Annotated in this window: 16 protein-coding genes; 7 read left to right on the top strand and 9 right to left on the bottom strand. The window is 63.5% G+C overall.

The genetic code is table 11. The features are described from left to right. Positions 1-52 precede the first annotated feature (52 nt). Positions 53-475, top strand: a complete 423-nt coding sequence (locus HY836_RS04270; protein WP_290673903.1) for an OsmC family protein — start codon at positions 53-55, stop codon at positions 473-475. 11 nt (positions 476-486) lie between these two features. Here HY836_RS04270 and coq7 read toward each other — a convergent pair whose 3' ends face one another. The 6 genes from coq7 to HY836_RS04240 form a co-directional block, all read right to left on the bottom strand. Further along, positions 487-1152 carry a 2-polyprenyl-3-methyl-6-methoxy-1,4-benzoquinone monooxygenase gene (gene coq7, locus HY836_RS04265; protein WP_290673901.1) on the bottom strand — a complete coding sequence of 222 codons (666 nt, stop codon included), beginning with the start codon at positions 1150-1152 and terminating at the stop codon, positions 487-489. A 45-nt stretch (positions 1153-1197) separates the two neighbouring features. Beyond that, positions 1198-2352 (bottom strand): rod shape-determining protein RodA, encoded by a 1155-nt coding sequence (gene rodA / locus HY836_RS04260; RefSeq protein ID WP_290673899.1) that lies wholly within the window; start codon positions 2350-2352, stop codon positions 1198-1200. After that, positions 2349-4559 carry a penicillin-binding protein 2 gene (gene mrdA, locus HY836_RS04255; protein WP_290673897.1) on the bottom strand — a complete coding sequence of 737 codons (2211 nt, stop codon included), beginning with the start codon at positions 4557-4559 and terminating at the stop codon, positions 2349-2351. The genes rodA and mrdA overlap by 4 nt, the downstream gene beginning before the upstream one ends. A gap of 25 nt (positions 4560-4584) precedes the next feature. Next, a complete protein-coding gene (gene mreD / locus HY836_RS04250) occupies positions 4585-5100 on the bottom strand; it encodes a rod shape-determining protein MreD (RefSeq protein ID WP_290673895.1) in 516 nt (171 codons plus the stop codon). Then, the gene (gene mreC / locus HY836_RS04245; RefSeq protein ID WP_290673893.1) at positions 5097-6065 is read right to left on the bottom strand and encodes a rod shape-determining protein MreC; all 969 of its coding nucleotides are present in this window, start codon (positions 6063-6065) and stop codon (positions 5097-5099) included. The genes mreD and mreC overlap by 4 nt, the downstream gene beginning before the upstream one ends. Before the next feature lie 71 nt (positions 6066-6136). Next, positions 6137-7180, bottom strand: coding sequence for a rod shape-determining protein (locus tag HY836_RS04240; RefSeq protein WP_290673891.1), 1044 nt, complete (start codon positions 7178-7180; stop codon positions 6137-6139). Positions 7181-7487: 307 nt separating this feature from the next. Here HY836_RS04240 and gatC point away from each other — a divergent pair, with 307 nt between their 5' ends. From gatC to gatB, 4 genes are read left to right on the top strand one after another with little or no spacing between them, the layout of a single operon-like run. Continuing rightward, entirely contained in the window at positions 7488-7787 is a 300-nt protein-coding gene (gene gatC, locus HY836_RS04235) for an Asp-tRNA(Asn)/Glu-tRNA(Gln) amidotransferase subunit GatC (RefSeq protein ID WP_290645291.1), read from the top strand. Continuing rightward, a complete protein-coding gene (gene gatA / locus HY836_RS04230) occupies positions 7784-9277 on the top strand; it encodes an Asp-tRNA(Asn)/Glu-tRNA(Gln) amidotransferase subunit GatA (protein WP_290673888.1) in 1494 nt (497 codons plus the stop codon). The genes gatC and gatA overlap by 4 nt, the downstream gene beginning before the upstream one ends. Then, positions 9274-10143, top strand: coding sequence for a metal-dependent hydrolase (locus HY836_RS04225; protein ID WP_290673886.1), 870 nt, complete (start codon positions 9274-9276; stop codon positions 10141-10143). The genes gatA and HY836_RS04225 overlap by 4 nt, the downstream gene beginning before the upstream one ends. Before the next feature lie 5 nt (positions 10144-10148). Then, positions 10149-11774, top strand: a complete 1626-nt coding sequence (gatB, locus tag HY836_RS04220; RefSeq protein ID WP_290673884.1) for an Asp-tRNA(Asn)/Glu-tRNA(Gln) amidotransferase subunit GatB — start codon at positions 10149-10151, stop codon at positions 11772-11774. 35 nt (positions 11775-11809) lie between these two features. Here gatB and HY836_RS04215 read toward each other — a convergent pair whose 3' ends face one another. The 3 genes from HY836_RS04215 to HY836_RS04205 are packed head-to-tail and all read right to left on the bottom strand — an operon-like array spanning position 11810 to position 13876. Further along, positions 11810-12601 (bottom strand): hypothetical protein, encoded by a 792-nt coding sequence (locus HY836_RS04215; protein ID WP_290673882.1) that lies wholly within the window; start codon positions 12599-12601, stop codon positions 11810-11812. Then, positions 12598-13065 (bottom strand): SRPBCC family protein, encoded by a 468-nt coding sequence (locus HY836_RS04210; protein ID WP_290673880.1) that lies wholly within the window; start codon positions 13063-13065, stop codon positions 12598-12600. The genes HY836_RS04215 and HY836_RS04210 overlap by 4 nt, the downstream gene beginning before the upstream one ends. Then, positions 13058-13876 carry an alpha/beta hydrolase gene (locus HY836_RS04205; protein WP_290673877.1) on the bottom strand — a complete coding sequence of 273 codons (819 nt, stop codon included), beginning with the start codon at positions 13874-13876 and terminating at the stop codon, positions 13058-13060. Before HY836_RS04205 ends, HY836_RS04210 begins: the two co-directional genes overlap by 8 nt. Before the next feature lie 200 nt (positions 13877-14076). Between HY836_RS04205 and HY836_RS04200 the strand changes: the two genes are divergently transcribed. Beyond that, the gene (locus HY836_RS04200) at positions 14077-15201 is read left to right on the top strand and encodes an AraC family transcriptional regulator (RefSeq protein ID WP_290673875.1); all 1125 of its coding nucleotides are present in this window, start codon (positions 14077-14079) and stop codon (positions 15199-15201) included. Positions 15202-15318: 117 nt separating this feature from the next. After that, entirely contained in the window at positions 15319-16140 is an 822-nt protein-coding gene (locus HY836_RS04195) for a PEP-CTERM sorting domain-containing protein (RefSeq protein WP_290673873.1), read from the top strand. Positions 16141-16157 lie beyond the last annotated feature (17 nt).

The following is a 16157-nucleotide window of genomic DNA, read 5'->3' as shown; positions in this document are numbered from 1 at the left end:
AATACGAGCCCATTTCGCCAGCTTCCTTTCCTGGCGCGCAAGGACACATCACATGGAATGCACGATCAACTGGCAGCCGGCCTCCGGCATGGCCTTCATGGCCGAAACCGGCAGCGGCCACATCATCAACATGGACGGCGCGCCTGAGGGTGGTGGCCGCAATCTGGCCCCCCGGCCCATGGAAACGGTGCTCGCGGGCACGGGCGGCTGCACCGCCTACGACGTGGTCCTGATTCTCAAGCGTGGCCGCCATGACGTGCGAGGCTGCCAGGTCAAGCTGACGGCCGACCGCGCCGAGACCGATCCCAAGGTCTTCACCAAGATCAACATGCACTTCGTGGTGACCGGCGTAAACCTGACGGACACGGCCGTGGCCCGCGCCATCCAGATGTCGCACGAGAAGTACTGCTCGGCCTCGATCATGATCGGCAAAACCGCCGAGATCACGACCAGTTTCGAGATCCTTGCTGCCTGATACAGGCCAGATCAGATGTGGTGCGCCGCCGTCGTCATGACCTTGGCGGCCAAACGCATCAAGCCCCGCACGGGCGCCGGCAACTCGACGCCACCAGCCCGCAAGGCCGCATTGGCATGCGCCACTTCGTCGTCGCGCATCTGAGCCACGATGGCCTTGGACGCCTGATCCCCTGCGGGCAGGCGGTCCATGTGACTGTTGAGGTGGTGCTCCACCTGGCGCTCGGTCTCGACCACAAAACCCAGGCTGATCTTGTCGCCGGCCTTGGCGGCCAGCAGACCGATGCCGAATGCGCCCGCGTACCACAGCGGGTTCAGCAAGCTGGTGCGGCTGCCCAGTTCCTTGAGGCGCTGCTCCGTCCAGGCCAGGTGATCGGTTTCCTCGCGCGCCGCCTCATCGAACTGAGCCTTGAGCACCGGGTTGTTCGTGCCCCAGGCTTGCGAGGCATACAGGGCCTGCGCACAGACCTCGCCCACGTGGTTCACTCGCATCAGTGCCGCTGACAGGCGTTTTTCTTCTGCGCTCAACTCGGTTCCGGCTGCGACCGCCTGAGGGCAAGGGCGTGCCGCCGTGTGCTCGGCGAACACCGTGCGCAAGGCCGTGTCGAAGGACATGATCAGGCGATCCATGCCGTCGTGACGGATGGCCGAAGAAGGGGTGCGGGAAGTGGCGTCCATAAGGTGAATGTTAGCGCTGCCGGGCATCCCCCCGCTTGCGCAGGCTCAACGCTGCATGAGCCCCCGGCTCTTGGCAATCGACATCAACATGCCCAGCCCCAGGCCCAGGGTGACCATGGCTGTGCCCCCGTAGCTGATGAAGGGCAAAGGCACCCCCACGACGGGCAGGATGCCACTGACCATGCCCATGTTGACGAAGGCGTAGGTGAAAAAGCTCAAGGAGATCGCACCGGCCAGCAAGCGCGAGAACAGGGTCGGCGCCAGCGCCGCGATGTACAGCCCCCGAAAGATCAGCGCCAGGAAACCCAACATCAGCGCCACCCCGCCGGCCAGGCCATGCTCCTCGGCGTAAGCCGCGAAAGCAAAGTCGGTGGTGCGCTCGGGAATGAACTCCAGATGGGTCTGCGTGCCTTGCATGAAGCCTTTGCCCGTCACTCCGCCCGCGCCGATCGCGATCATGCCCTGGATGATGTGAAAGCCCTTGCCCAGCGGATCGGTGGTGGGGTCCAGCAGTGTGCAGACGCGGTTCTTCTGGTAGTCGTGCAGCCCGACCCACTTCACCCCAGGCTGGCACAACTGCGACTGGTAGGACACGATCAGGGTGATGCCCAGCAGGGCAGCCACCAGCACGGGCACGATCAAGCGCCAGTTCAGGCCCGCAAAAAAGATCACATACAAGCCCGAGGACATCACCAGCATCGCGGTACCGAGATCCGGCTGTTTGAGGATGAGCGCCGTTGGCAGCAATACCAAGGCACCCGCTGCCGCAAAATCCGGCCCCCGCAACTGCCCTTCACGCCGCTGAAACCACCAGGCCAGCATCAAGGGCATCGCAATCTTCAGAATCTCGGAGGGCTGGATGACCATGCCCACGTTGAGCCAGCGCGTGGCACCCTTTTTGGTGATGCCGAACAAGGCCGTTGCCAGCAGCAGGATCACGCCCACCGTGTACAGCGGCACGGCCATCGCCATCAATCGTTGCGGCGGCACTTGCGCCACCAGGAACAGCACGAGCCCGGCCAGCATCATGTTGCGGGACTGGTCGAAGAAGCGTGAGCCATTGTCAAAGCCCACCGAGTACATATTGACCAAGCCCAGGCCGCACATGAAGACCACGATGCAGATCAGGGGCAGGTCGAAGCCCTGGAACACGGGCTTGATGCGCTGCCACCAGGAGGGTTTGTCAAAGGCCACACTCATGGCTGCTCCTTCGATGCGGCGGGGCTGACCGCGTTGGTCTGCGGACGGGATGCCGGAGCCAGCGCAGGCACACCAACGGCGTTGTGTGAGGCGGGTGCGGGTGCCGATGGCGGCCTGGGAGCTGAAGCCGAAGAAGCTGAGGCAACGGGGCCAGAGGCAGCAGACATTGCGGCAGAGGTCTCCGAAACGGCCGACGCGGCTGAAGCCACCGGCGCCACACCATCGGGTGCCGTCGGCACATCGGCGCCGAAGGCATCCAGGCCACGTGGCAAAGGCATGGCAGAAGCCTTGCGTGACACACCGATCGGGCTGGCGGCCTTGCCCAGTTGCACGGCGGCAATGTCTTCTTCACTGGGGTACTGGTCCATCAGCAGGTAATCCAGAACGCGACGGGCGATAGGGGCAGCCGCCTCTGCGCCAAAGCCCGCGTTCTCCACAATCACGGCCAGGGCGACGCGCGGGTTGGCGACCGGCGCAAAGGCTTCGTACAGGGAATGGTCCCGCTTGAACTCGTCCACCTTGGAGGCCACGTACTTCTCGTTCTGGCGCAAGCCGACAGCTTGGGCGGTTCCGGTCTTGCCCCCGCTCTGGTAGCCGGCCCCCATGAACACACGCGTCGATGTGCCCTCCTGCGTCACCCCGAACATGGCTTCACGGATAAAGGCGGTGTGCTCCGACTTGTAGACCAGAGGCGCAATGGCCTGGCTGGAGCTGACCCGCCGCTCGCGCGTCACGACATTCTCGATTTCACGCACGACACGCGGCTGGAAGCGCTTGCCGTCGCTGGCGACGGTCGACATGGCGGTGGCCATCTGCAGCATGGTGAAGTTGTTGTAGCCCTGGCCAATACCCAGCGAGATGGTTTCGCCCGCATACCAGCGGCGCTGCTCGGCACGCTTGTAGGCGTTGCGTTTCCATTCGGTGGACGGCAGGATGCCGGTCAACTCGCCCTTGAGGTCGATGCCGGTCAGGCGGCCAAAGCCCAGCGGGGACATCTGATCGTGAATCAGGTCCACGCCCAGTTCATTGGCCAGCGAATAGAAGTACACATTGCTGGACTTCACGATGGCGCGCCGCATGTCCATGGCCCCACCCAGTTCGTTCTCCGGGCTGCGGAACTTGTGCCCACCGAACATGAAGACGCCGTTGTCCATGATGATGGTGCTGGGGCTGCGCTTGCCCGAGTTCAGGGCCGCCAGCGCCATGAAGGGCTTGTAGGTCGATCCGGGCGGATACGTGCCCCGCAGCGCGCGATTGAGCAGCGGTTTGTCCGGCGACTCGTTGAGCTCCTTCCAGTTCTCGCTGTCGATGCCATCCACGAACAGATTGGGATCAAACGTGGGCTTGGACACAAAGGCCAGCACCTCGCCGTTGCGCGGATCAATCGCCACCAGGGCGCCTCGGCGAGCGCCGAACAGACGCTCGATCAGGGCCTGCAGCTTGATGTCGATGGACAGGTGAACGGTGTTGCCGGGCGTGGCCGGGTTGGAACGCAGGCGGCGCACCGCTCGGCCACCGGCACTGGTCTCGACCTCTTCAAAGCCGGTGATGCCGTGCAGCTCACGCTCGTAGCTTTGCTCGATGCCCAGCTTGCCGATGTATTCGGTGCCGCGGTAGTTGGCCAGCTCCTCATCGGGCCACTCGTCCATCGCATCAGCCTCTTTCTGGTTGATGCGGCCGATGTAGCCCAGCACGTGGCTGGCCAGCTCGCCATAGGGATAGTGGCGGAACAGGCGCGCCTGGATGTCAACGCCCGGGAAACGGAAACGCTGGGCCGTGAAGCGCGCCACTTCCTCATCCGTCAGTCGCGTGCGGATGGGAATGGACTCGAAGCTCTTGGATTCTTCGCGCAGTCGCTTGAAGCGGCGGCGATCACGGGCCTGGATATCGACGATGTGCGACAGCGCTTCGATCGTAGCCTCGACATTGTCAACCTTGGAGGGCGTGATCTCCAGCGTGTAGGCCGAGTAGTTGTTGGCCAGCACCACACCGTGGCGGTCCACGATCAGGCCCCGGTTGGGCACGATGGGCACCACGGCAATGCGGTTGTTCTCGGCCTGTGTGGCGAGGTCATCGTGGCGCACGACCTGCAGCACGTACAGGCGAAACACCAGCAAACCAAAGCAGAACAGCACGAAGCCAGCCGCTGCCCACAAACGGGCCCGAAAACGGCTGAGCTCCTGCTCGAGGTTCTTGAGTTCGGTCATGCGGGGCACCCGGATGCGGTCCGACTCACAGCGGCCGGTTCTTGTCGCGGTCTGGTGCGCGGCGTTGCGGCGCCAGCAGCACGAAGGACGCCAGCGGCCACATCAGCGACTCCAGCAGCGGCGCCACCACCAGCCCCCACCCTGGGAAGCTGGCCCCGGCCAACATGCGCACCAGCAGGGACACAGCATGCGCGGCCACAAACAGCGGCACGATCTGCACCGCTTGCGAAGCGACGGTAAACCACAGCAGGCGGCGGTGCACGGTGATGGCAAAGAAGCTCAGCAGGGTGTAGGCCAGCGCGTGTTGCCCCAACAGAGCACCCTGGTGCACATCCATGATCAAGCCCAGAACAAAAGCCGAACCCACGCCCACGCGGCGAGGCTGATGCACGTTCCAGAACACCAGCGCCACGGCCAGGAAGTCAGGCACGCCGGCCACCCGGCCCCAGGGCAGCATGTCCAGACTCAAGGCCAGGAACAGCGACAGCCAGATGAAGAAGGGGTTGACGGGCAACAGCAGTTCGCTGCCACGGGGCATCATGGCTTGACTCCTGAAGCGGCCGCTTTGGCGGGGCCATGATGGCCCTTGCCGTGTCGGCCTGACGCATCCACGGCAGAGGCCGAGGCCGCCGCATCGGCCGGCCGTTCAGGCATCTTGCTGGCCGTGGGCTCCAGCAGCAACACATGGCGCGTGCTGTCGGGGTTGGCGGTAGGGGTCAGTGTGATACGGGCAAAGGCCGAGTCGGCACGGCGATCAACCTGCAGCACCTTGGCCACAGGCAAGCCCGCCGGATACACGCCATCCAGACCGGATGTCTGCAGCACATCGCCCACCTGCACATCGGCATTGCCGGCCATGAAGCGCAACTCCATGCCGTGCGCCTGTGGTGTCCCGTAGGCCACGCCGCGTTGTTGTGTCCGCACATTGACCACGGGCACGGCTGCATCCTTGTCCGTCACCAGGGTCACTTCGGAAGTCAGTGGATACACGCGCGTGACCTGCCCCAGCACGCCCGCCTCATCGATCACGGGGGCACCCAGCGCCACGCGATTGGCGCTGCCCTGGTCAATCACGACCTTGCGGGTGAAAGGGTCCGGCGCGTCATACAGGATCTCGGCCGCCATGCTGGCCACCTCGATGCGCGGGCGCAATGCCAGCAAACCACGCAGGCGGGCGTTTTCTCGCTCCAGCTGATCGGCCCGCATCACACGTTCGGATTGCTGGGCCACCAGGCGCTGCGCCGCCAGTTGCGACTGCTTGGCGGCATCCAGCCCGGAAAAGTAATGCCCGGCCGTGTCCCACCAGCGTGCGGGCGCCATCAACACCTCCTGCAAAGGCTGCAGGGCGGTGGCCACCACGGCGCGCAGGGGCTGGGTCATTTTCCAGCGCGCGTCGGCCACCATGAGGAAGACCGCCAGCGCCGAGAAAAACATCAGACGTGTGAACGCCGACGGCCCTTGCTTGAAGAAGGGCGGTGGCGTTCGGTCCAGCGTGGCCAACGGCATGGCGGCGTGTCAGCTCCCAAAACACGACAGGCGCCATCTTGAGGGGCGCCTGTGGTCACGACAAGGGTGGTTTATTCTGATGTGAAAATGCTGCCCAGGCGCTCCATGCGCTCCAGGGCCATGCCGCAACCGCGCACCACGCAGGTCAGCGGGTCTTCGGCCACCAGCACCGGCAGGCCGGTTTCTTCGGCCAGCAGGCGGTCCAGATCGCGCAGCAGCGCGCCGCCGCCGGTCAGCATCATGCCGCGCTCGGCGATGTCGGCGCCCAGTTCGGGCGGTGTCTGCTCCAGCGCGTTCTTGACGGCCGACACGATCTGGTTGAGCGGATCGGTCAGGGCTTCCAGGATCTCGTTGGACGAGATGGTGAAGCTGCGTGGCACGCCTTCGGACAGGTTGCGGCCCTTGACTTCCATCTCCTTGACCTCGGAGCCGGGGAAGGCCGAACCGATTTCCTTCTTGATGGCTTCAGCCGTGGGCTCACCGATCAACATGCCGTAGTTGCGGCGGATGTAGTTGATGATGGATTCGTCGAACTTGTCGCCGCCCACGCGGACAGAGCCCTTGTAGACCATGCCGCCCAGCGAGATCACGCCGACTTCGGTCGTGCCGCCGCCGATGTCGACCACCATGGAGCCGGACGCCTCGGACACCGGCAGGCCGGCACCGATGGCCGCGGCCATGGGTTCTTCGATCAGGTAGACCTCGGAGGCACCGGCGCCCAGCGCGGATTCGCGGATGGCGCGGCGCTCGACCTGGGTCGAACCGCAGGGCACGCAGATGATGATGCGGGGCGAGGGCTTCAAGACCGAGCGCGGGTGCACCATCTTGATGAACTGCTTGAGCATCTGCTCGGTGACGGTGAAGTCGGCGATCACGCCGTCCTTCATCGGGCGGATGGCCTCGATGTTGCCGGGCACCTTGCCCAGCATGGCCTTGGCCTCGGCGCCCACGGCCTGGATGGTTTTCTTGCCGTTGGGGCCACCTTCGTGGCGGATCGACACCACAGAGGGCTCGTCCAGCACGATGCCCTTGTCACGCACATAAATCAGCGTGTTGGCGGTGCCCAGGTCGATGGCCAGGTCGGTAGAAAAATACTTGCGAAACATTGAATACATGCGACGACGCTCCAGCTCCGGACCTTTTCCGCTGCTGCCGCCCTGACACAAAAATGTGCGCAAACTCGAAAACCGGCTCTCCCGGGCTAACGGGGGCAGGCTGGTGCGAGGCGGGACGCTGGCGGGCAAAAGGCCCTGAAACAAGGCGCGCAGCCCGCTGAACGGCGCGGCTACGCGTTAAAAAAACTCTCCGCACCACGTTTGAGCCCAATCGGTACAAACGTGACTTGTGGATAACCTAGGATAATACCCCAAGGCCTCGCCCTTTCCGGCGCCGAGCCCCACTCTGTTACCCCTGGATGAAGCCATGGCCCTGACCCCTGCAGACGTCAGCCGCATTGCCCAACTCGCCCGCCTGGAACTCAGCGGCGACGAGCAAGGTGCGATGCTGACGCAATTGAATGAATTCTTCGACATCGTCGAAAAAATGCGTGCGGTCGATACCTCCGGTGTCGAGCCCCTGTACACCCCCCTGTCCGCCATCGAGGACGTGACCCTGCGCCTGCGTGAAGACGCGGTCACCGAGCCCAACAACCGCGAGGCCAACATGGCCAACGCCCCCGCTCAGGATGGCGGCCTGTTCCTCGTGCCCAAGGTGATCGAATGACGACCGCATTGCATGACCTGACACTGGCCGAGCAGAGCCAGCAACTGGCGTCTGGCCAGACCACCAGCGTGGCCCTGACCCAGCATGTGCTGGACCGCATTGCCGCGCACACCGAGCTGGGCGCCTTCCTGCATGTGGATACCGCTGGCGCGCTGGCTGCTGCCGCCGCATCCGATGCGCGTCGTGTGGCCGGCCAGGCCCTGGGCCCGCTTGATGGCGTGCCCATCGCGCACAAGGACATCTTCGTCACGCAGGGCCTGCCCACCACGGCTGCATCCAAGATGCTCAAGGGCTACCAGTCGCCATTCGACGCGACCGTCGTGGCGCAACTCAAGGCTGCGGGCGTGGTGAACGTGGGCAAGCTCAACTGCGACGAGTTCGCCATGGGCGGCGCCAACGAGAACTCCGCCTACGGTGTGGCCCGCAACCCGTGGGACACGACCCGCATCCCGGGTGGCTCGTCCGGTGCATCGGCTGTGGCCGTGTCCGCACGCCTCGTGGCCGGCGCCACTGGCACCGACACCGGCGGCTCGATCCGCCAACCGGCTGCACTCACCGGCATCACCGGCATCAAGCCCACATACGGCCGCTGCTCGCGCTACGGCATGATCGCCTTTGCCTCCTCACTGGACCAGGCCGGCCCCATGGCCCGCACCGCCGAAGACTGTGCCCTGCTGCTGCAGGCCATGAGCGGTTTTGACGAGCGCGATGCCACCAGTGCGCAAGAGCCCGTGCCCGACTTCATGGCCGTGATCAACACGCCACGAGCCGATGCCACCACGGCTCAGCCACTCAAAGGCCTGCGCGTGGGTGTACCCAAGGAGTTCTTCGGTGAAGGCGTGAGCGCCGATGTGCTGGCCGCCACACGCGCCGCGCTGTCGCAACTGGAAGCCATGGGCGCCACACTGGTGGACATCAGCCTGCCGCGTACCGAGCTGTCCATCCCCGTGTACTACATCATCGCGCCAGCCGAGGCCTCGTCCAACCTGAGCCGCTTCGATGGCGTCAAGTTCGGCCACCGTGCAGCCAAGTACGGTGATCTCAACGACATGTACCGCAAGACCCGCGCCGAAGGTTTCGGTGCCGAGGTCAAGCGCCGCATCATGATCGGCACCTATGTGCTGTCGCATGGTTATTACGATGCCTATTACTTGCAGGCCCAGAAGTTGAGGCGCATGATCGCCGATGACTTCCAGGCTGCCTTCAAGGTGTGCGACGTGATCGCCGGCCCCGTCTCACCCAGCGTAGCCCGCCCCATTGGTTCACAAACCGACCCGGTGGCCGAGTACCTGGCCGACATCTTCACGCTGCCTGCTTCGCTGGCTGGCTTGCCAGGCATGAGCGTGCCTTGTGGCTTTGGTGAACACGGCTTGCCAGTAGGGCTGCAGCTGATCGGCAACTACTGGCAGGAAGCCGGTTTGCTGCACACGGCGCACGCCTTCCAGCAAGCCACCGACTGGCACCAGCGCACACCAGCGAGCCTGTCATGAACACCCCTGCTTCGCCCATCCACACGGACGGCATGACCGTGCGCCACCTCGATGTGGACATCAGTCAGGGCTTTCCGATCTACTGGAACAACAACGATGCCTACCGTTCGCAACTGCTGAACGGCCTGTCGTTCATGTTCCCGGTGGGCGAGCAGTTCTTCATCGACAGCGTGCGCCATTTCGCCAAGGATGTGGCCGCGCAAGGCAAGACGGAACTGTTTGATGAGATCAAGCTCTTCATCGGGCAAGAGGCCACGCATCGCCATCTGCATCAGCAGTACAACGACCACCTCGTATCCAAGGGCTACAGCGCCTGGGTCGAGCGCACGCTGGCCCGCGTGATCAAGCACACCGCGTTCTTTGACCCGCGCACCAAGCTGGCGATCACGGTGGCTTACGAGCACTTCACGGCCATCCTCGGTGATGGCCTGCTGCGCTACCCCAGCTGGACTGAAGGCATGGAGCCCACCATGCGCAAGATCTGGATGTGGCATGCGGCTGAAGAGTCCGAACACAAGGCCGTGGCGCTCGACACCTACCACGCCGTAGGTGGCGGTTATGTGCGCCGTGTGGCCATGTACCTGCTGATCTCGCTGGAGTTCATGTACTACGCCTTCGTGCAAAGCGCGCTGATGCTGAGCAAGGATGGCCAGTTCCTCCAACGCAAGACCTGGGGCAGCGCACTGCGCTTCTGGCTGGGCCGCGACGGCATCCTGTGGCACACCATGCCGCACTGGTTTGCCTTCCTCAAGCCCAGCTTCCACCCCTGGCAACACGACAACCGGGCCCTGGTAGCGCGCTGGCGACAAGACTTCGCCACCACCTACCGGCCCTTGAACCATCAACCTACGCGACACCCCGCCTGACGCCCATGAGCTCTCTGTTGATCCGCGGCTACGAAGTCGTCATTGGCCTGGAAACACACGTCCAGCTGTCAACGCAATCCAAGATCTTCTCTGGCGCCTCGACGCAATTCGGCGCCGAGCCCAATACCCAATCCTGCCCGGTGGACCTGGCCCTGCCCGGCTCCCTGCCAGTGATGAACAAGGGGGCCGTTGAACGCGCCATTGCCTTCGGCTTGTCGGTGGGTTCGCACATCGCCCCGCGCTCGATCTTCGCGCGCAAGAACTACTTCTACCCTGACCTGCCCAAGGGCTATCAGATCAGCCAGTACGAGATCCCCGTGGTGCAAGGTGGTTCGGTCAGCTTCTTCGTGGGCGACAAGGAACACACCGTGCGCCTGGTGCGCGCCCACCTGGAAGAAGACGCCGGCAAATCGCTGCACGACGACTTCATCGGCTTCAACGGCGAGAAGTCGTCGGGCATCGACCTCAACCGCGCCGGCACGCCGCTGATCGAGATCGTGACCGAGCCCGACATGCATGCCAGCGTCGAAGCCGCCGAATACGCCAAGGCCCTGCACACCCTGGTGGTGTGGCTGGGCATCTGCGACGGCAACATGCAGGAAGGCTCCTTCCGCTGCGACGTGAACATCTCGGTGCGCCGTCCCGGTGCGCCTTTGGGCACCCGCCGCGAGATCAAGAACCTCAACAGCTTCAAGCACATCGTGCAGGCGGCTGACTACGAGATCAACTGGCAGATCGACGAGATCGAAGACGGCCGCGCCATCCAGCAGGCCACCGTGCTGTTCAACCCCGATACGGGCGAGACACGCGCGATGCGCACCAAGGAAGACGCACACGACTACCGCTACTTCCCCGACCCTGATCTGCCCCCGCTGGTGATCTCGCCGGAGTGGGTGGAGCGCGTGCGCAGCGAGATGCCCGAGCTGCCTCGCGTGATGGCCGCGCGCTTCGAGAGCGACTACGGCCTGCCGGCTTATGACTGCGCCACGCTTATTCAATCGCGATCCAAGGCCATGTACTTTGAGAACGTAGTTAAATGGACTAGCCACTACAAGACCGCGAGCAACTGGGTAATGGGTGAAGTCTTTCGACGCACAAAGAATTCGCTCGAAAACCTCGAACAAAAGATTGACTTCCTATCAAACCGTACGGTTCATGCCTTGCTAGAGGCGGCTGATTCGCTCGAACAAGACCGGGACACCACCTCCGTGCCAGAGGGTCTTCGAACTGCGATTGGTATTACCCCCGCTGAGTATTTGAGGCAATTTGAACTAGCGGGGGCAATAGAGTGCCCCGTATTGCCCTGCCAGCTTGGAATCCTGGTAAATCGAATCGGAGATGGAACAATCAGCAATAGCGCTGCCAAACAGGTCTTCGATGGGCTATGGAATGGTGAAGGGGAGGTTGATGCGATTATCGAAGCCAAGGGCCTCAAGCAGATGAGCGACACCGGCGAGCTGGAAAAGATCCTCGACGACATCCTGGCAGCCAATGCCAAGTCGGTCGAAGAGTTCCGTGCCGGCAAGGAAAAGGCCTTCAACGCCTTGGTAGGTCAGGCCATGAAGGCTACCAAGGGCAAGGCCAACCCGGCCACCGTCAACGAGCTGCTCAAGAAGAAGCTCGAGGGCTGATGTGATGCGAAGAGGCGGCTTGATGCCGCCTCTGCTTACCGCGCCCCGGCCCGCGAATCGGACTGAATCACCAGCGCCGAGAACAGCGCCATCAAGGCCTGCCCGCCAAAGTACACGATCCAGTTGTAGGCATACAGCTGGAAGCTGGGCACGGCCGGGTCCACGCCACTGTGCAACCACGATCCAAACAGGATCAGATCCGAGTAGGGGATCAGGACCCCGCCGATCAGCACCATCAGGCCGCCGATGTGCCACTGGCTGTTGATGAAAAAGCGCATGGCCAGCACGGGCATGGCCACATAGATCGTCATGTTGAACACGAGCGAGCCGTTGCACAACAGCGGGTGAGCCTGCACGCCGGGCTCCACGTGCTTCAACCACGCCAACAGATTGAGCGCCGCCACAGGCAAGGCCAGGGCATAGCGCCAAGGGCCTGAAGCGCCCTGCCCGGCAGCTGCCATTTCTCGGTCGTGCCGCCACAGCATCAGCACGTAGATGACGTAACCCACGCCGAACAGCAACATCGCCCAGGTCAGTTTGAGCGACACCGGCTCCACCCCGCTCATGGCGCCGTTGACGTAATCGCCCGCCGCTGTGGACGCCATGCCCAGCGCCATCCACAAGGCATAGCCCGCGTGAGGTGATGTGCCCTTGTTCGACAGATACAAGGCGAACTGCGAGATCACCACCGCGGCCATCAACGCGACATGCAGCCCGTGGTAGACCGCATCACTCACCAGCTCGATGCCCGCCAGCAGGTTGACCTCGATGGCGATGGACGCGGCGAGCAGGCCGGCCACCACCTTGATGTGTTGCCGCGGGCTCATGCGGCCTGCACCTGCTTGTCAAGCTGAGCCGCCATGGCTGCCAGCATGCCCGAGAAGCCTTGCGTGAACTGCGCCACCATCTTGCGGCCGATCAGGCCACCGATCAGCGGCACCGGCACCTCGAATGTGCTGACCCAGCGCACGCGCGTCATGCGGCCCTGCGCCTCCAGCGTGATTACCGCACCCTTGTGCCGCATGGGCAGCCACTTGTTGAGGATCAGATAGTCCATGCGCTTGCCGGGCTCGAAGCGGGTGATCGCTTCCACAAAGGTCACCCCACCGTCAACGGACAAGGCCCGCACCGCGCCCTGGCCATCAGCCTCGCGCTGGCCTGGACTGATCAGCCTGGCCGCTTTCACGCCGGGGTAACGCGCATACGCACGGTGATCGCTGATCAGCTTGAACACCTGCTCTCGCGTGGCCGCCATGTCGCGCACCACTTCCACTCGGAATACCTCAGCCATACATCACCTTTTGAGTCGAAGAAGCAGACAACCAGTCCGCCACGGAAGCATTGAATTCATCGGCGCAGTCCACCATCACCCAGTGGCCGCTGTTGAAGCCGCGCACCTCGTTGCCTTCGCGGCCAGCCAGGCGCTTCACCCACTGCGGCGAATGGAACATGAAGGGCTTCTTGCGCCCATAGGCGTAGAAGAATGGGCACTCTGGCTCGATCTGGCGCATGGCGTCGAAGCCTCCAAACGCTTTCATCCAGCGCATGGCATAGGGGTAGTTCATGCCCGCGTGCACGTGGCGCGGATCAGCCTTGGCCTGCAATGCCCGGGCCATGCCGCGCGTGATCCCGTTGCCAATCGCGCCCCCGACGTACCAGGCCAAGGCCAGCGTGATCTGGTAGGTGAAGACCATGCCTTTGGCCACGATGGACAAAGACTGCTGAAAAGCCGGCGAGTTGGCATCCCCCACATCAATGGCCACGATGCGGGCCACGCGCTCGGGGTGCAGCATGGCGAACTGGTAACCGAAGGCACAACCCCAGTCGTGCAGCATCAGCGTGACCTTCTGATGCGGGCTGACGGTCTCCACCACCTTCGCGATCACGGCCACGACATGATCCAGCGAGAAACCACCGTCCAGGCCCACCTTGTCAAAGCCCGGCAGGGTCATGGTCACACAGCGGTGGTGCGCGCTGAAAAACGCCACCTGCCGATCCCACAGTCGATGGGTGTCGGGCCAACCATGCAGCATGAGGATGGTCTCGGGGCCCTCGCCTTCGATGAACACAGGCACACCGGCGATCACTTGCTCACGGGCCATGGCCAACTCCTGGGAAATTGATCTGTCTGAAGAAACCAGCCCGTATTTCAGCAGCGCTGACCATGCCTGAAACGCCAATGCCGTGCCGAACGCGTCAACATGCACACGACACCAGCCTGGCGCCTGAGGCACATGATTGACCGTTCAGGCACGCTACACCTGCCTAAGCTGAGGCCACTCATCAAGCCACCACCGCCGCCATGCCCGACCCGGACCGCATCCTTCAGAGCCTGTCCTTCCCTGCCAGCTATCTGGACGCGGGTGAATCCATCGTGCGGGAAAAAGGACTGGACGTGGCCGAGTTCTATCAATTTTGCGGCGTCACCTACCCGAGGGTGGCCCTGCCCTGGCAGACCATCAACGGCAAGCAAATGCAGCGGGCGATGGCCAGATTTCTGCAAACCCACACAGCCGGGGTGCCGCCCCTGGTGAGCTACATGGCGCACTGCGCCGTCACCACGCACGGCCCCATTGGCGTGCTGGCGATCACCGCCCGCAACATGGGTGAAGCCCTGCAGGGCGCGCTGGACTATTCGTCTCTGGTGATGCCTGCCTACGCCATGCGCCGCCATGACGTACACGATCAGGTGCACATGGTCTTTGAACGCCAGCACGACTTTGGCGAGGTCAATGACTTTTTCACCGAGACCGTCGTGGCGGCCTTCCTGCAGATCGGCCCCTTTCTGAGCCGGCTGCCGACACATCTGCCGGAAGTGCACTTCAGGCACGCCCCCCTGGGCCCGGTCGCCGACTACGAACAGGCCTTCAACGCCCGCTTCCTCTTCAACAGCCAGCAAGACAAGATCGTGCTGGCACGCGAAGACCTGAGCATCCCCTTGCTGGCGCCCAGCCGCACCTCTCACATGCTGATGAAGGCCACACTGGAGCAGCAACAGCAACTGCGCCCACAAAGCCGCCCCGTAACCCAGGAAGTACGGCGCCTGCTGGACAAGGCCGTGCGCGAAAACCTGTTGATCGACCTGGCCAAGATCGCCCAAGCACTGGCGATCTCAGCCCGAACACTGAGCCGACGCCTGCAACAAGAGGGCACGACCCTGCCTCAGTTGCGCACCGAAGCCAGCATCGCCTACGCCGAAGTACTGCTGCTGGAGACGAGCAAGAGCATCCTGCAGATTGCCAACGCATCAGGATTTCAGGATGCGGCCGCCTTTACGCGAGCCTTCAGGCGCGGCACGGGCCGCACCCCCACACAGCTTCGCCAGGGCACCCGGAGGGAGGCCACCGTGCCCTCGTCAGGGCCCCCGCAACATGGCGAATCGAGCACACCATTGACCGATAAGGTCAAGCCCCCAAATCCAGAATGAGCCCACCCGACGGATCGGCCGCAGGGTCCGCCTGGGGGCAGAACCTCAAACCCACTTGCGGCGGCACGAGCAGATTCAACCAAATAGACAGCATTGTCTGAAGAAGCAGTAACCCATATGAAATTTGCAATGAAAACCCTGGTGGCCACGGCTGCCTTCGTCGCAGCCGGCGTGGCGAACGCCAACAGTGTCTCCCTGCTTGCCAATGGCACCGTGACGGAGTCCGGCTACACCCTGTCAGACCTGATAGGCACGGACACGCTGACGTTCTCCAGCACCTTGATCGGGGCATTGAACGCGGGCAAGGTGCAAGTCGCTGGCGTGGCGCCCGCCACCACCACCGTGACCTACAAGACCAATGCGGCCACCAAGGTGGTGTCGATCTCGTCGGCCTCGGCCGCGGCACCTGTCACCTCGCTGAGCGCCGACCTCACCGGCACGACCCTGACGGTGACTGGCGCGGGCACAGCGGGTGGTTCGCTGCAAAGCGCCCTGACGACCAACATCTCCACCACCGGTGGCTCGCTGAAGATTCTCAACCTGAGCGTCGACCTGACCGCCAGGAAGGTCTACGCGGACCTGGTCGGCGCCAACGGCGTGGGCACACGGAACAATGTCTGGCTGTGGGACATCGCCACCGTCACCGGTCCTACCGCGCTGGACCTGTCACTCGCATCTGCTGGCGGCGGCGTGATGTCCCTCACCAACACCCGCTCTGGCCTGACCATCAACCCGGCAGCATTCGACTTGTTCGCCACAGCCATGGGCCTGACTGCCAACGGCATCACCTCGCTGAAGACAGTGACCGACTTCGGCACCATCGTGTCGACCGTCAGCCTCAAGGTCACGCCCGCGGTTCCTGAGCCATCCACCTACGCGCTGATGGGCCTGGGCTTGGCTGGCCTGGGCCTGGCGGCTCGCCGCCGTCGCGCCCGTTAACCCAGACTGGTCTGCCT

It is taken from the genome of Aquabacterium sp., from assembly GCF_016234775.1.
Classification (GTDB): Bacteria; Pseudomonadota; Gammaproteobacteria; order Burkholderiales; family Burkholderiaceae_C; genus Aquabacterium.
The sequence above is the reverse complement of the archived record's forward strand: the minus strand, read 5'-3'. Positions and strand labels throughout refer to the sequence as shown.

Bases quoted from the DNA above. Each gene is read 5' to 3' on its own strand.
- HY836_RS04270 (WP_290673903.1), top strand. From the start codon at position 53: ATGGAATGCACGATCAACTGGCAGCCGGCCTCCGGCATGGCCTTCATG.
- coq7 (WP_290673901.1), bottom strand. From the start codon at position 1,152: ATGGACGCCACTTCCCGCACCCCTTCTTCGGCCATCCGTCACGACGGC.
- rodA (WP_290673899.1), bottom strand. From the start codon at position 2,352: ATGAGTGTGGCCTTTGACAAACCCTCCTGGTGGCAGCGCATCAAGCCC.
- mrdA (WP_290673897.1), bottom strand. From the start codon at position 4,559: ATGACCGAACTCAAGAACCTCGAGCAGGAGCTCAGCCGTTTTCGGGCC.
- mreD (WP_290673895.1), bottom strand. From the start codon at position 5,100: ATGATGCCCCGTGGCAGCGAACTGCTGTTGCCCGTCAACCCCTTCTTC.
- mreC (WP_290673893.1), bottom strand. From the start codon at position 6,065: ATGCCGTTGGCCACGCTGGACCGAACGCCACCGCCCTTCTTCAAGCAA.
- HY836_RS04240 (WP_290673891.1), bottom strand. From the start codon at position 7,180: ATGTATTCAATGTTTCGCAAGTATTTTTCTACCGACCTGGCCATCGAC.
- gatC (WP_290645291.1), top strand. From the start codon at position 7,488: ATGGCCCTGACCCCTGCAGACGTCAGCCGCATTGCCCAACTCGCCCGC.
- gatA (WP_290673888.1), top strand. From the start codon at position 7,784: ATGACGACCGCATTGCATGACCTGACACTGGCCGAGCAGAGCCAGCAA.
- HY836_RS04225 (WP_290673886.1), top strand. From the start codon at position 9,274: ATGAACACCCCTGCTTCGCCCATCCACACGGACGGCATGACCGTGCGC.
- gatB (WP_290673884.1), top strand. From the start codon at position 10,149: ATGAGCTCTCTGTTGATCCGCGGCTACGAAGTCGTCATTGGCCTGGAA.
- HY836_RS04215 (WP_290673882.1), bottom strand. From the start codon at position 12,601: ATGAGCCCGCGGCAACACATCAAGGTGGTGGCCGGCCTGCTCGCCGCG.
- HY836_RS04210 (WP_290673880.1), bottom strand. From the start codon at position 13,065: ATGGCTGAGGTATTCCGAGTGGAAGTGGTGCGCGACATGGCGGCCACG.
- HY836_RS04205 (WP_290673877.1), bottom strand. From the start codon at position 13,876: ATGGCCCGTGAGCAAGTGATCGCCGGTGTGCCTGTGTTCATCGAAGGC.
- HY836_RS04200 (WP_290673875.1), top strand. From the start codon at position 14,077: ATGCCCGACCCGGACCGCATCCTTCAGAGCCTGTCCTTCCCTGCCAGC.
- HY836_RS04195 (WP_290673873.1), top strand. From the start codon at position 15,319: ATGAAATTTGCAATGAAAACCCTGGTGGCCACGGCTGCCTTCGTCGCA.